This is a genomic window from Phnomibacter sp. (assembly GCF_036803085.1).
GTDB lineage: Bacteria > Bacteroidota > Bacteroidia > Chitinophagales > Chitinophagaceae > Phnomibacter.
This window is the reverse complement of sequence record NZ_DAIRUZ010000005.1, coordinates 1-15154: the sequence shown is the minus strand read 5'-3', so window position 1 is coordinate 15154 and position 15154 is coordinate 1. Positions and strand designations below refer to the sequence as shown.

Here is a 15154-nt window from a genome sequence, read left to right as displayed (position 1 = left end):
GCCGTTTGTTCATAAAAATTTATTTATTGGCGGCTGTTGTGGGGCTGTACATTTGCCCTTCTTAAAACAGCAAGGTCATGACGAAACGTTTTTCCCTTTTTGCATTGGTATCGCTGCTGGCACTGGCCGGCATAACACAAGCGCCCAAAAAAGCTGCGGCTCCCAAAAAGCCCAAGCTGGTAGTAGGCATGGTGGTAGACCAAATGCGTTGGGACTTTTTGTACCGCTACGCCAACCGCTACGGCGATGGTGGTTTTAAGCGTTTGTTGCAGCAAGGCTTTTCTGCTGAAAACACCATGATTCCTTATGCACTTACTGTAACGGCTGCGGGCCACGCCAGTGTGTACACCGGTTCGGTGCCTGCCATCAACGGCATTGTGAGCAATGAATGGTTCGATCCGCAGACAGGCAAGGAAGTGTATTGCGTGGAAGATGACAATGTGAAAATTGTAGGCGGCGTAGAAAAATCGGAGCCCATGTCGCCCCGCAATCTGTGGGTCACCACCATCAGCGATGAGCTGCGTTTGGCGACCAACTTTCAATCGAAAGTGGTGGGCATCGCCATCAAAGACCGCGGTGCTATTTTGCCTGCCGGCCACACCGGTACTGCTTATTGGTACGAAGGTGCCAATGGTGCTTTTGTCAGCAGTACTTACTACATGAATACCTTGCCTGATTGGGTGCAACAGTTCAACAACAAAAAACTGGTAGACAGCTTGTACAGCAACGATTGGAAAACGCTGTACCCCATTGACACCTACAAACTCAGCGACGACGACAACGTGCCTTACGAAGGCAAAAATGCGGGTGAAGCTGCACCGGTTTTTCCGCACAGCCTGCGCCAGCACATTGGTAAAAACTATGGCGCCGTTCGGGGCACACCTTATGGCAATACCCTCACTTTGGAATTTGCCAAAACAGCATTGAAAGCAGAACAGTTGGGCAAAGATGACATCACTGATTTGCTGGCCGTAAGTTTATCGAGCCCCGATTATGTAGGCCACCAATACGGTCCTAACTCTGTAGAAATTGAAGATACTTACCTGCGCCTCGACCATGAACTGGCGGCCTTCTTCGCCTTTTTAGATAAAGAAGTAGGTGCCGGCAATTACACCTTCTTCATTACGGCGGATCATGGTGTGGCTCATGTGCCTGCCTTTTTGGCGAAGCATAAAATTGATGTAAAGACTTTGTCGAGCAACACAGCTGACATCAATAAAAAAGTGGCAGAGAAATTTGGCATTAACGGGGCCATCCGCAATTTCAGCAATTACCAAATTTACCTCAACCACAACCGCATCGATTCTGCAGGAAAAGATGCAGAAGAAATCAGCGACTTCATCATTGCCGAGTTGAAAAAATTGCCGCATGTGCTCAATGCATTTTCTTTTAAGGAAATGGATGAAGCGGTGATGCCTGCCCAAATGAAAGAACGTTTTGCCAACGTGTACAACCCCAAGCTGAGTGGCGATATTGAAGTGGTGTTGAAAGCCGGCTTCTTTTATGGTGGTGCTACAGGCACTACGCACGGCAGCTGGAATCCATACGATGCTCATATCCCTTGCGTATTTATGGGCTGGGGCGTAACGCCAGGCCGCACCAACCGCACCACGCACATGACCGACATCAGCGCTACTGTAGCGGCCATGCTGCAAATACAAATGCCGAGCGGCTGCATTGGCGAACCCATTGTAGAAATGCTGCAACCCAAATAAGCATTCGGGCTAAATGCAGCCCATGTGTAAAAACAGATTTGGACTGCCGCTGGCTGGCGGGCAATTTTAAACTGCCAAACGCTTACCAACCTGCGACAGTATGTATTCTGCCCGTGAACGTGAAATAAATGCGCTGCTCCAACTGCTGGATGATACGGATACGGAAGTATTGGTATCGGTAGAAGAAAAGCTGTTGAGCTACGGGCAAAGTGTGATTCCGAATCTGGAAACGTATTGGGAGCAATCGCCGGATGATGCATTGCAGGAGCGGATTGAACTTATCATTCACCGTATTCATTACAGCAACCTCGTACAAGAGTTTACCAATTGGGCCAATGGCGAAAGCGATTTGCTCTATGGCGCTTTTTTGGTAGCCAAATATCAATACCCCGAGTTGCAAAGTGTGCAAACCATTCAGGAAATTGAACGGATGCGCCGCAACATTTGGCTGGAAATGAACAGCTACCTCACCCCGCTGGAGCAAATCAAAATTGTGGAGAGCATTCTCTACAATTTCTACAAAATGAAAGGCGGCGAACTGGTGTACACGCAGCCCAACGATTACATGATACATAAAGTAGTGGAGAGCAAAAAAGGCAATTCCATTACCAACGGCATCTTGTATCTCATATTAGCCGAGCAATTGGATTTGCCCGTTCGGGCCATCAATATCCCCCGCCAATTTGTGCTGGGCTGGTTTTCGCACCAGGTGTTGTTTGAAAATGATTTTGAACTCACCCATCCTGCCGATACCATTAAGTTCTACATCGACCCAAACAGTGGCATTGGCTTTCAGCTAAAAGACATTGAGTTGTACTTCAAACGCATTGGCGTTACATCTACACCTTCTTACTTTAAGCCCCGTAGCAATCGCCAAATCATACAGCTGTTGCTGGAGCAGTTTGCCAATTGTTTCGACAACGAAGCAGAAGGTTACAAACGCAAAGAATTGCTGGCACTGGCAGCCATTGCTGCACAAGCAGATGCTGCTGCCCAACAGCGCAACGATGTGGAGGAAGAAGATTAACGCAGTATACCGGCGGCCCATTCTACCGCATACAAACTCTTGAAGTATTTTGCTTTTAATTCCGCTACTTTTTGGCGGCTTTCCAGCACTTTGTTTTCGCGGCTGTTGAGTAAAAACAAGGTGCTTTCTCCCAACTCAAATTTCATTAGTTCTACCTCAAACACTTTTTGATACGCCTGTAATGCCTGTTCCTGCAAACGCAGTTGTTGCAGCATGTTCAGCATTTCGTTGTAGTACTGTTTTACCTTGTTGGCAATAGCCAATTGCGTAGCACTGCGGTCTACTTCAGTCGCTTGTATTTTTAATTTGGCAGAACGGTAATCTCCCCTGCCCTGCCGTAGAAATAATGGGATGCCCACTTCCAAACCAAACTTGTAATTGTTTTGCAAAGTGGCCGCATCAAAACTATCCCACACCTGATAGCCTTTCGATAAGATGTTATACTTCAGGTTTACCGCTGGCAACAAGCTTTGGAACTTCAGCTGCCGTTCTATTTCCAATGCATCCAGTTTAAATTGAAAGGTTTGCAGTTTCGGATGGTTTGTACCAGCCACATCCAGCAATTCATTCAGCGGTTTGAACTGCATTTTGTACGGATCGGTTTCATCAGTATTTACCGCAGGTACAACTGATGCTGGCAACACGGCCGGTTGCATGTCCTGCGTCCACAGGTAATTGCTGAGTTCAAAACCGGCTTTCAAAAATTCGTTGAACGCATTGGCTTGTGCTGCCTGAAAAGTAAGCAGTTGTGTGAGTGCTTCAGTGCTATCAATGCCGGGCCTGTCGCCTTGCTCCACGGTAATGCGCAATGTTTCGTAGCGTTTGGTATTGATGGTAACAGCGTTGGTCAAAATGCGGTACACCTGATATTGCGCTACCCAATACCAATAAGCATCCATGGCTTCAAAAAGTACATCGTTCACCATGAGCAATTGTTCGGCCTTGCTTTGCTGCACAAACAATTTGGCTTGCGCCAGGCCGGCTCTGCGGCGGTCCATCAGCAGGTTTTTGGCCAGCGGTATGCTGATGCCTGCATAGCTCGTTTGCCCCAGCGATACTTCACGGTTCGTAAATTCGCCACCGTTATTTTCCAATCCCGCCATCAGCTCAATGCCCATCCAAGTGGGCACTTTCAGTGTGGTGTGGTTGTAGTTGTAATAGTTTTTACCATCAAAGGTTTTCTGATCGTTGGTAAAATAAACCGCCGGATCAAAGAGGCCACGGCTGGCCAATAGCTGCGCTTCGGCATTGTTTACCATCAGGCCGGCCTGCTTTACCACGGGGTGATATTGCCGCACCAAATCGAGGTATTGCACAGGCCCCAGTATGGCCAGCGAATCTTGCGCTGCCACTGGTGCTACCATGCTGATACATACAGCCAATATCCAACCAAATCTTTTCATGCAGTGTGCTTGTGCGTAATTCACCAATCTGTATTCGTTATTCTTTTTTATCGCCTTTGGCAGCGGGCTTATCCAGCTTGTAAAATTCTGGCGGGAAGCCGTTGATGTTTCGCCATAACTCGTACCAAACGGGCACATCTTTCAGCAAAGCAAACCCCGATGCACCTGAGCCCAACCGCAAGCCCGGCGGCCAGTGGCGGTCAGTGCTGTCTTCGGCAACCAATACACGGAATTTGCCGTTGATGCTGCGGTTGCTTTCTACCGCAATCACTTTACCGCCATAAGTACCATAGCTGGCAGCAGGCCATCCACTAAATACAATGGCCGGAAAACCATCGAACATAAAACGAACTTTCTGACCAACGTCTACCAGTGGCAAATCCATGGGGCTCACAAACAATTCAACAGCATAATCAATATCCTGCGGTACAATCTCTACAATCTTCTCGCCTTCTTTTACAATCTCATTGATACCTGCTTTCATGGCTTTGATGACCTGTCCGCTTTGTGGCGCCACCAAAAAGTAATAACCAGAACGCTGCTCAATGTTTTGCTTTTTGATGCTGAGCGAAGCCACTTTTTCTTTGGCTTCTGCCACCGCACCACTGCTGGCAAACTGATCGCCTTGTGCCTTGGCTATTTTTTCTGCATACTCCTGTGTAGCGTTACTGATGTCGAGCTTGTTGATCAGCAAATCTTGCCGCAGGTTATCGAGTTCATTTTGCTTATCGGTAACCGCCGCCAAGGCTTTTTGAAAAGTGGCATTGCGTCTTTCAAAATCGAACTTGCTGATGGCTTCTTTTTCCAGCATGGTTTTGGCACGTTCGAGCTGTTCTCTGGCTTGTTGCTCATCTACTTTCGCCGCTTGCACTTCCAACTGCTTTGCCTGAATCTTGCGTTCTATCTGAATGCGTTTGTTGTCCAGTGATGCCAACTTCAAATCCCGTTGTTCCAGCAGGTACTGCATTTGCTGCTGTGAGGTTACAGCCTTGCCTTCGTAAAAACGGGCCTTGTTTTCGTTCTGTACAATTTGCTCCTGCGTTTTCGGAATCAAATTCGGATCGAGGTAATCATCTTTGATTTCACCAAGCTGTACAATGGTGTCGCCGGCTTGTACAAAGTCGCCTTCTTTTACATACCACTTAATGATTTTGCCGGGAATCTGACTATTGAGTTCCTGCGGCCTGTCGTCTTGATTGACCGTGGTTACAAAACCTGTAGAACGGATATTTTGCGTCCAAGGAAGAAACAGGAATATCACAATAACGCCCAGCAACACCCACACCCATTTCTGCATGTAGCGTTTACGGTCTTTTTCATACACCATATCAAGGGCCTTTACTTCTACCGGAAGTCTTTCGCCAATGGTGCCTGTTAAGTGTTCGATGCGCATAACTATTACAAGTGAGGATTTACCGGTTGAATATTGTATACGATGTCTGCAACTTGCATCAATTCAGGGTCCGATGCAGCTACCACAATGGTGCATTCTTTGAGGTCTTGTTGTAAAAAACGAATCATGGAAATTTTGGAACTATCATCCATACCTTCCCAGGGTTCTTCCAGCAACAGCAATTTGGGCTTGCCCGCCAATGCCCGCAAAAACAGAATGCGCTGTGTGGTGGTTTTGCTCAATCTGCGGCCTGTGGGATCGATATGCGTTTCAAAACCTTTGGGCTGCTCCGCAATGAAATTGCCAAGGCCAATTTTTTCTGCCAACCGAACCATCTCCTGTGCTGTATAGGCGCAATTCCCCAGCGAAATATTTTCCCACAACGTGCCTTCAAATATTTCCTGCTGGCTAAAGTAAATGCCTGTGGCATTGCGCAGCGAATCGAGACTGTAATTGCCAATCGGCAATCCGTTGATGAGAATTTTACCATCAAAGTCTGCAAAAGATCCCGTCAGCAATCTGAGCAACGTGCTTTTACCGGAGCCCTCAGGACCGGCAATACACACCAGCTTGCCGGCAGGTATGCGCATGTCCACATTGTCCAGAATCAGCTGATCTTCATTGAAGGCAAAAGACAAGTCTCTTGTTTCGATGCTAATGCCTTCTGATGTATCCAATTCCATATTACCGGACATTTCCAGCGGCTTGTCAATCACCTTTCCCAGCTTTTCTACTGAGGTCAGTACATCATACACTTTATCGAGGCTGATGATGAATTTTTCGATACTGGCCAACACGGTGATGATTACGATTTCTGCCGCCACAAATTGGCCTACGTTCAATTCCTGATCGATGAGCAAAAAGCCACCCACCACCAGCATGGCCAATGTGATGAGCACTTTAAACAAAATGAGTGACCAGTATTGCACCAGTAATATTTTGAAGTGGCTGGTACGGGCTTGCAAATAGCCACTTACCAGTTCATCTGTTTTGCTGATGTGAATGCCGGTATTGCGGGAAAATTTGATGGACTTCATTGCCCTTGCTATTTCCTGCAACCATCCGGCCACGCCGTATTTATAATCGCTTTCTTCCAGGCTGGTAGCCAGGCCACGGGCACTGGTATAGCGGATAATGAGAAACAGAATCAGGATGAGAAACAAGCCGAACACAATGAAGACAGCGTTGTACAAGGAAAGCAGGATTAAGCCAAACACGATTTGAATGGTAGCTACCGGCAAATCGAGCAAGAGTTTGCTCAATCCTTTTTGTAACGACACCACATCAAAAAATCGGTTCACCAGTTCAGGCATGTAATAGCCGTCTACGCTTTTCATGTCCACCTTGGGTATGCGATGCGCAAACTCAAAAGTGTACTGCACAAAAATGTTTTGCTGAATTTTCTCATTCAGTTTCATTTGGCTGACCTGCAGCATACCTGTAAACAATACGCCGGTAACCACTGCTGCAATCAAAATGATCATGGAAGTACTGAAACTGCCGGCCAATACAAAGTTGATGATGCTTTGAATGCCCAGTGGCAACGTAAGCTGCAGCAAGCCAAACAAAATGGCGTAGAAATAAATGGCCGAAATTTCGCGACGCTCCAGCCGGATAATCCGGAAAAGCCGGAAAATGGAACGTTGCAACACAGCTTGTTGGGTATCAATGGCCATAGTAAGTTTTGTTCAGTTTTTGTGTGATTTGCAAATAAAACCCTTGCACAGATAAAAGGTTGGAAGGCGGCAAAGATATTTGTCAGCTTTCCCCATCACCATGAGCATCATGCTTTTAGCCAATGATTAAGGTTATATAACCATATGTTATGCAACCCCCTGTGGCTCATGGCATTTCGTTAAAATTATGGCATCTGTTTGGCGTAAATGGCCGCAACTTATCTTCGGCACATGGCTGTGCTCAAAAAACTATGGTTGCAGGTAATGTTGTTGCTGTTTTCGGCGGCAGCTATAGGCCAGCAACTCATGGAAATAAAGGGCACCGTGTACGACATCAGCCGCCGCAACCCCATGGAATCGGTTACTGTAATGGCTACCAACGGCCAGGCCACCATGACAGACACTTTGGGCCATTACAAAATTCTGGTTCGCATTACAGACTCCGTTTTCTTTTCTTACCAAAACAAGGTAACCGGCAAGTACCCGGTAGCCAGCATGCAAGACCCCAACCAGTTTAACATGGCGCTGCATGTGCAAACCAACAACCTGCCGCCTGTAACAGTGTATGCCAAAAATTACAAAATGGATTCCATGGCCAACCGCCGTGATTACGCCAAATATTTCAATTACCAAAAGCCCAACCCGCTGCGCAACATCAATGTGGCCAATGGCGGTGTAGGTATGGACCCCAATGATATCATTAATCTGTTTCGGTTTCGGCGTAACCGTCAATTGCTGAGCCTGCAAACCCGCCTGATACAAGAAGAGCAGGATAAGTACATCGACTACCGCTTCAACAAGACTTTTGTAAAAAAAGTAACCGGCATGACGGATGATGTAGCCATCAAAAAGTTCATGTTCAAGTACCGGCCACCCTACGATTTTCTGGCCATTGTAAACGAACTGGAGCTGGGCTACTACATACAGCAGTGCTACAAAAAAGACCTGGGCCTACTGCCACCGGGCGTAGAAATTTACCTGCTGGGTGTGCAGGATCCTTCGCTGGAAGGAAAAAGGAACTGATGTTGGGAGGTTGGTAAGTTTGCAGGTTTACAAGTTTGGAAGTGCCTTGTTTGTTGTTTTGGGTTTGTGGTTAATGCTACTTCCTTTTTTCTTATTCCTTATTCCACATTATACAGTAAAAGAACACCCTCCCCAACAGTTACCATCCATTGCCTGTTATTTATGATGCCTTCACTCATTCCATGACGTGCCTCTGCCCGCATCCCTTACCTTTGCCACTCTCAATAAAAAACAACGATTATGCCGCAGCAAGACCTCTTTCAAAGTCCGGATTATTACCTGCTGGATGAACTGCTGACTGAAGAACACCTGATGATCCGCGACACCGTGCGGACCTATGTAAAAAAAGAAATTTCACCCATCATTGAAGAGTATGCACAGCGGTCAGCATTTCCGCAGCAGATTGTGCGTCAGCTGGGCGAACTGGGTTGCTTTGGCCCAACCGTTCCTGAGCAATATGGCGGCGGCGGCCTCGATTATATCAGTTACGGATTGATGATGCAGGAGCTGGAACGTGGCGACAGTGGCGTACGCAGCACCGCATCTGTACAAGGTTCGTTGGTCATGTATCCTATTCATGCATTTGGCAGCGAAGAACAGCGCATGAAATATCTGCCCAAACTGGCCTGTGGCGAATGGCTGGGTTGCTTCGGCCTTACCGAACCCAACCACGGCAGCAACCCTGCTGGCATGCTTACCAATATCAAAGATGCCGGCGATCATGTGATTTTGAATGGTGCCAAAATGTGGATCAGCAATGCCCCCTTTGCACAGGTAGCTGTGGTATGGGCCAAAGATGAAGCCGGCATTGTGCGTGGCGTCATTGTGGAGCGTGGCATGGAAGGCTTTACCACCCCGACTACGCACAACAAATGGAGCCTGCGGGCCAGTGCCACTGGTGAGCTGGTATTCGATAATGTAAAAGTGCCGAAGGAAAATATTTTGCCCAATGTACAAGGCATGAAAGGACCGTTGAGCTGCCTCAACAAAGCCCGTTACGGCATTGCATGGGGCACCATTGGCGCCGCCATGGATTGCTACGATACAGCGCTGCGCTACAGCAAAGAACGCATTCAGTTCGACCGCCCCATTGGTGGTTTTCAGTTACAGCAAAAGAAGCTGGCCGAAATGATTACCGAAATCACCAAGGCACAATTGCTGGTGTGGCGCTTGGGTGTGCTCATGAATGAAAACCGTGCAACACCTGCCCAAATAAGTATGGCTAAGCGCAACAGTTGCGAAATAGCCAAGCAGGTGGCCAGCGATGCCCGCCAAATGTTGGGCGGCATGGGCATTACCGGCGAGTACCCAATCATGCGCCACATTATGAACCTCGAAAGTGTCATCACTTACGAAGGCACCCACGACATTCACCTGCTCATCACTGGCTTGGATGTAACCGGGCTCAACGCTTTCAACTAATCGTTCATTCCATTTTTTCATAAAGGCTGTACCACTGGTGCAGCCTTTTTTGTGCCCGTTATTTCCCTGTTTTGGGGGATGCTTTCCGACCGTTTTCTGTTGCTTATTTGTAGGGAAAAATGGATACCATTTTCAACCCTTCAATGTCAACACATGAAAAAAACACTGCTCATTGTGGCCGGATTTTTACTGGCACAGGCCGTATCTGCACAGCTCATTAAAAAGCTGGGCGATAAAGTGAAAAAAGAAGTAGATAAAACCGCTGATAAAATCATCAACGGTGACAAGCCTGCAGGCAATACCCCTACGGCCGAAACACCTGCTGGAGGTAATGGCAAAGCTGCCAACCTTGGTGCGTATGCGGCGTACGATTTTGTACCCGGCGATTCTGTGCTCTTTAGCGATGACCTGAGCAATGAAGAAGCCAACGAAATACCCAGCCGTTGGATACTCGACAAGGGCCGTGCAGAAATAACCGATGCTGATGGCGAAATGATGATTGCTGCCCGGCAGGGCACCACGCTCCGCCCCCGCATGAAACTGCCCAGCTACCTGCCCAAACGTTTTACCATAGAGTTCGATATCAAGTATGTGAATTATGCCTGGCAATATGGCCGTGCAGTTACGTTGTTTTTATCCAACACATCTATGGATAAAAACCAAGACGGTGGCCAGTTTGAACAATATCCCATTAAAATTTGGGCCAATGCCGAAGCCTCTTTCAATCAGGCACAAGGCCAGTGGCCATACGACTTTCGGGCCGATAAAGAAAACGCCGTGCTCAAAGACTGGAAGCACATTGCCATCAGCGTAAATGAAAAGAGCGTTAAAGTGTACATCAATCAATACCGCATTTTAAATGCACAAATTGAATTTGCCAATCCGTCATCGCTGCGCTTCAATATTGATGGCGATTACGATGCACCGGTGCTCATCAAAAACTTCCGCATTTTGGCCGGTGGCAAAAGCCCCGCCAAGCAAATCACTACCAACAATGTGTACATTGCCAGAGGCATTTTGTTTGAAAGAGCCTCTCCTGTTTTACTGCCCGAAAGTATGGGTGAAATCAACAGTCTGGTAAAGCTGATGAAAGACGACCCTGCCATAAAATTTGAAATAGCCGGTCACACCAGTGCTGAAGCTGGCAGCAGCGCCGAAGCAAACATGCAACTGAGTGAAGCCCGGGCCAATACGGTTCGTGAAAAAATGATTGAGATGGGCATTGATGCCGCAAGACTTACCGCCAAAGGTTACGGCCAAACCAACCCTATTGGCAGCAACGATACCCCAGAAGGCAGAGCCACTAACCGCAGGGTAGCGTTTGTGAAACAATAAAGGTTTTTGAGTTAGCAAAATGCCTGCGGCTGTAACGGCCGCAGGCATTTTTTATACAGCATACGTGTATCTACGCTTGCAGGGCCCAAAGCATCGTTGTACATTAACGAAAACGAAATCCTCATTTGCTCACATCAAAATCGTTGCACACATGTATTACAAAGTAAAATCCGGCGACACCTTGTCGAAAATTGCCAAGCAATTTGGCCTGCCAACAGCATTGCTGCTCTCGTTCAATCCCAGTATCATTAATCCTTCTAAAATTTTTGTGGGGCAGCTCATTCACATACCCAATATTGACGATGTGCCCGAGCCCGACATTGAAGTGGTGAGTACAAAACAATCCGAGCTGATTGCACGGGCCAAAACGGCGATCAACAAAGGGATACGATACAAACTTGGCGCCGGTGGCATGAACCCCAACGCAGCTCTGCCCAGCAATGCCAATAAGCAATGCGATTGCAGTGGTTTTGTGTGTTGGGTTTTGGGCCTTTCCCGCAAAACAAACATTCCGTTTTATGGCCGCTATGGCGGTTGGATTTATACCGACAGTATGGTAGCGGATGTAAACAGCAGTGCCGGTATTTTTGAACGCATTACTACCCCCGAACCCGGCTGTATTGTAGTTTTTGGTGCAGGCAACGCTATTGGTCACGTTGGTCTTGTATCGAAAGTGAGCAACGGTCAAATGGACAAAGTGATTCATTGCAGCTCGGACAATGATCGAAATTTCAACGACTCCATTCAGGAGACAGGGCCGCAGGTATTCAACCGCCCCGATACAGTTTGGGGCCGTTTTGTTGGCTAAATGAAAAGAGCCGCCCCGGTTGGGAGCGGCTCTTTTGTTGTACGAACCTGCGTTGTGTATCAGGCATTCCACAGTGGATTGCGTTTCATGTTTTGCATGTAGCGCCGCATGTTCATCCAAAATACCAGAAAGAAATAAAAGATGACGGGGCTGCCAAACGTGAGAAACGACAGGTAAATAAAATACAACCGGATTTTGGAAGAGGCGATATTGAATTTTTCACCCAGATAACTGCACACCCCAAACAAGTTGTACTCCACCAACGAACGAAGCTTGTTCATATCGTTATGATTTTTGCGTAGGGGCAAGGTAGTGCAAATGTGTTTAACCTAACCCATAATTAACGCTGAGTTTATACAACAAACCGATGGAGCAAAAAGGAGGAGCAGCCGCTATTTTTTACTTATACCAAAGCGGATTTCGCTTGCTGTAAAAAATGTAGCGCTTCACATTCATCCAAAAAGCCACAAACAGATAAATAATCAGCGGGCTGCCGAATGTGAGAAAAGAGAGGTAAATGAAATACAGGCGAATGCGGGAAGTGGCTATGTTGAAGCGTTCGCCCAAATAAGTACAAACCCCGAATACATTGTATTCAATGGTTTGGCGTACGTTTTCCATTTGCGCTTTCATAGAGGTTAGTTTTGAAGTTGCCTTTGTAAGGTAAGTGAAATAAAGTGCTGGTATGGGGCCGCAAAAATGCAGGTTTTCTGCATTTTACAACCATATGTTATAGAATATGCATCTCATTAACAATGTAACCCACAAAAGGTTGAAAAAGCTTGCAAAGCCTTGATTTTCGTATCGGGCGGTATGCCTTCGCTTCGTAAATTCGCAGCACTTTTACAAAAGAGTAAATCATCAAACTTTCAATTAATACGCTATGTTCGATCTCTCCATGATCAAAGCGGTGTACGAACGGTTCCCCGGTCGTGTGGCCGCAGCCCGCAAAGCCGTTGGCCGTCCGCTTACGCTGACTGAAAAGATTTTGTATGCCCACCTGACGCAGGGCGATGCTACCACTGCTTTTGCCCGTGGCAAAGACTACGTAGATTTTGCTCCTGACCGTGTAGCCATGCAGGATGCCACCGCCCAAATGGCGCTGCTCCAGTTTATGCAGGCGGGTCGTGCCAAGGTAGCCGTGCCCAGCACCGTACACTGCGACCACCTGATTGTGGCCAAAGACAACAGCAAGGTAGACCTCGAACGTGCTGTAAACGAAAGCAAAGAAGTGTACGATTTTCTCGCTTCTGTTTCTAACAAATATGGCATTGGCTTCTGGAAGCCCGGCGCCGGTATCATTCACCAGGTGGTGTTGGAAAACTACGCTTTCCCCGGTGGTATGATGATTGGTACCGATAGCCACACTGTGAATGCTGGTGGCCTTGGTATGATTGCCATTGGTGTAGGCGGAGCCGATGCCTGCGACGTGATGGCCGGCCTGCCCTGGGAACTGAAAATGCCTAAGCTCATTGGTGTAAAACTGACAGGCAAGCTCAACGGTTGGACCGCTCCTAAAGATGTGATTTTGAAAGTAGCCGGTATCCTTACCGTAAAAGGTGGTACTGGTGCTGTGGTAGAATATTTTGGTGAAGGCGCCGTGGCCATGAGCTGTACCGGCAAAGGCACCATTTGTAACATGGGTGCCGAAATTGGTGCCACTACTTCAACTTTCGGCTACGACGAAAGCATGAGCCGCTACCTGAAAGCTACTGGCCGCGAAGCAGTAGCCGAACTGGCGGATGGCATTGCCGAACACCTGACTGCCGACCCCGAAGTGTATGCCAATCCTGAGCAATATTTCGATCAGGTAATTGAAATTAACCTGAGCGAACTGGAGCCGCACCTGAACGGACCTTTTACACCCGATTTGGCTACGCCTATCAGCAAAATGAAAGAAGCCGCGGCCGCCAACAATTGGCCTACCAAAGTAGAAGTAGGTCTCATTGGTAGCTGTACCAACTCCTCTTACGAAGACATTAGCCGTGCAGTAAGCCTGGCCAAGCAGGTAGCTGAAAAAGGCCTGAAAACAAAAGCAGAATTTACCATTACTCCCGGTTCCGAACAGGTTCGTTATACCATCGAAAGAGATGGCTTCCTCGATACTTTTGCCCAAATTGGTGCTACGGTATTTGCCAACGCCTGCGGTCCCTGCATTGGTATGTGGGAACGCATGGGCGCCGAAAAGCAGGAGCGCAACACCATTGTGCATAGCTTCAACCGCAACTTTGCCAAACGTGCCGATGGCAACCCCAACACCATGGCGTTTGTGGCCAGTCCAGAGTTGGTAACTGCCCTCGCTATTGCCGGCGACCTTACTTTCAACCCTATTACTGATACCCTCACCAACGAAAAAGGCGAGCAGGTAAAACTCGACCCGCCCAGTGGCGATGAGTTGCCTGTACGTGGATTTGCAGTGGAAGATGCCGGTTATCAGGCACCTGCCGAAGATGGCAGCGGTGTAAACGTAATTGTAGAACCCACCAGCAAGCGTTTGCAACTGCTCGATCCATTCCCAGCTTGGGAAGGTACCGACCTGAAAGGACTGAAGCTCCTCATCAAAGCCAAAGGCAAATGTACCACCGACCACATCAGTATGGCCGGCCCATGGCTGAAGTTCCGCGGTCACCTCGACAACATCAGCAACAACATGCTGATTGGTGCGGTCAACTTCTTCAATGAAAAAACAGACAACATTAAAAACCAACTGACAGGCGAATACGGCCCGGTACCTGCTACACAACGTGCTTACAAAGCCGCCGGTATTGGCAGTATTGTAGTGGGCGACGAAAACTATGGCGAAGGTTCTTCTCGTGAACATGCCGCTATGGAGCCTCGTCACCTCGGTGTACGTGCCGTGTTGGTAAAGAGCTTTGCCCGAATTCACGAAACAAACCTGAAAAAGCAGGGTATGCTGGCTCTCACTTTTGCCGACAAAGCAGACTACGAGAAAATTCAGGAAGACGACAGCATTGACATTGTTGGCCTCACTGAATTTGCGCCCGGCAAGCCATTGACATTGGTATTGAACCACGCCGATGGCAGCAAAGATGAAATCAGTGTAAACCACACTTACAACGACCAACAGATTGAGTGGTTTAAGGCAGGTGCAGCGCTGAACATCATCCGTAAGCAGTTTGGTGCGTAAGAAAAGTCGGGAAGTCTGAAGACCGGAGTCTGGAGATTTATTCCAGTTTTGGTGAAATGCTCTATAGGGCAGGCTGGGTTTGAAGACAGAAAGACAGGAAGTGTATAAAAGAAAAGCCCGCTACCAATATGGTGGCGGGATTTTTTTTATTGAGACTGTAAAATATTTTGTGTAAACGATTTCAGCTAGCTGTTATTCAGAGTC

At 47.7% G+C, this 15154-nt stretch carries 12 protein-coding genes; 7 read left to right on the top strand and 5 right to left on the bottom strand.

The annotated features are described in order from the left end of the window. The first annotated feature begins 77 nt into the window (after positions 1–77). Together pafA and V7Q13_RS11065 are read left to right on the top strand one after the other, a co-directional pair. Positions 78–1715, top strand: coding sequence for an alkaline phosphatase PafA (gene pafA, locus V7Q13_RS11070; protein WP_333800745.1), 1638 nt, complete (start codon positions 78–80; stop codon positions 1713–1715). A gap of 100 nt (positions 1716–1815) precedes the next feature. Further along, positions 1816–2742 carry a transglutaminase family protein gene (locus tag V7Q13_RS11065; protein ID WP_333800744.1) on the top strand — a complete coding sequence of 309 codons (927 nt, stop codon included), beginning with the start codon at positions 1816–1818 and terminating at the stop codon, positions 2740–2742. Here V7Q13_RS11065 and V7Q13_RS11060 read toward each other — a convergent pair. The 3 genes from V7Q13_RS11060 to V7Q13_RS11050 are packed head-to-tail and all read right to left on the bottom strand — an operon-like array spanning position 2739 to position 7214. After that, the gene (locus V7Q13_RS11060; protein ID WP_333800743.1) at positions 2739–4145 is read right to left on the bottom strand and encodes a TolC family protein; all 1407 of its coding nucleotides are present in this window, start codon (positions 4143–4145) and stop codon (positions 2739–2741) included. The genes V7Q13_RS11065 and V7Q13_RS11060 overlap by 4 nt on opposite strands. Positions 4146–4182: 37 nt before the next feature. Then, complete coding sequence (locus V7Q13_RS11055; protein ID WP_333800742.1) at positions 4183–5538, bottom strand: HlyD family secretion protein; 1356 nt, start codon at positions 5536–5538, stop codon at positions 4183–4185. A gap of 5 nt (positions 5539–5543) precedes the next feature. Then, positions 5544–7214, bottom strand: a complete 1671-nt coding sequence (locus V7Q13_RS11050; protein ID WP_333800741.1) for a peptidase domain-containing ABC transporter — start codon at positions 7212–7214, stop codon at positions 5544–5546. A 231-nt stretch (positions 7215–7445) separates the two neighbouring features. Between V7Q13_RS11050 and V7Q13_RS11045 the strand changes: the two genes are divergently transcribed. The 4 genes from V7Q13_RS11045 (at position 7446) to V7Q13_RS11030 (ending at position 11802) form a co-directional block, all read left to right on the top strand. Next, a complete protein-coding gene (locus V7Q13_RS11045; RefSeq protein ID WP_333800740.1) occupies positions 7446–8237 on the top strand; it encodes a hypothetical protein in 792 nt (263 codons plus the stop codon). A gap of 240 nt (positions 8238–8477) precedes the next feature. Further along, positions 8478–9659, top strand: coding sequence for an acyl-CoA dehydrogenase family protein (locus V7Q13_RS11040; RefSeq protein ID WP_333800739.1), 1182 nt, complete (start codon positions 8478–8480; stop codon positions 9657–9659). Positions 9660–9812: 153 nt separating this feature from the next. Next, positions 9813–10994 carry an OmpA family protein gene (locus V7Q13_RS11035; RefSeq protein ID WP_333800738.1) on the top strand — a complete coding sequence of 394 codons (1182 nt, stop codon included), beginning with the start codon at positions 9813–9815 and terminating at the stop codon, positions 10992–10994. 151 nt (positions 10995–11145) lie between these two features. Continuing rightward, on the top strand, positions 11146–11802 hold the full coding sequence (locus V7Q13_RS11030; protein WP_333800737.1) for a LysM peptidoglycan-binding domain-containing protein: 657 nt from the start codon (positions 11146–11148) through the stop codon (positions 11800–11802). A gap of 59 nt (positions 11803–11861) precedes the next feature. On the opposite strand, the gene V7Q13_RS11025 is transcribed toward V7Q13_RS11030, so the two are convergent. Further along, positions 11862–12083 (bottom strand): PspC domain-containing protein, encoded by a 222-nt coding sequence (locus V7Q13_RS11025; protein ID WP_157477736.1) that lies wholly within the window; start codon positions 12081–12083, stop codon positions 11862–11864. A 118-nt stretch (positions 12084–12201) separates the two neighbouring features. Beyond that, positions 12202–12435 carry a PspC domain-containing protein gene (locus V7Q13_RS11020; protein ID WP_246186279.1) on the bottom strand — a complete coding sequence of 78 codons (234 nt, stop codon included), beginning with the start codon at positions 12433–12435 and terminating at the stop codon, positions 12202–12204. 250 nt (positions 12436–12685) lie between these two features. Between V7Q13_RS11020 and V7Q13_RS11015 the strand changes: the two genes are divergently transcribed. After that, complete coding sequence (locus V7Q13_RS11015) at positions 12686–14950, top strand: aconitate hydratase (RefSeq protein ID WP_333800736.1); 2265 nt, start codon at positions 12686–12688, stop codon at positions 14948–14950. Positions 14951–15154: the final 204 nt, after the last annotated feature.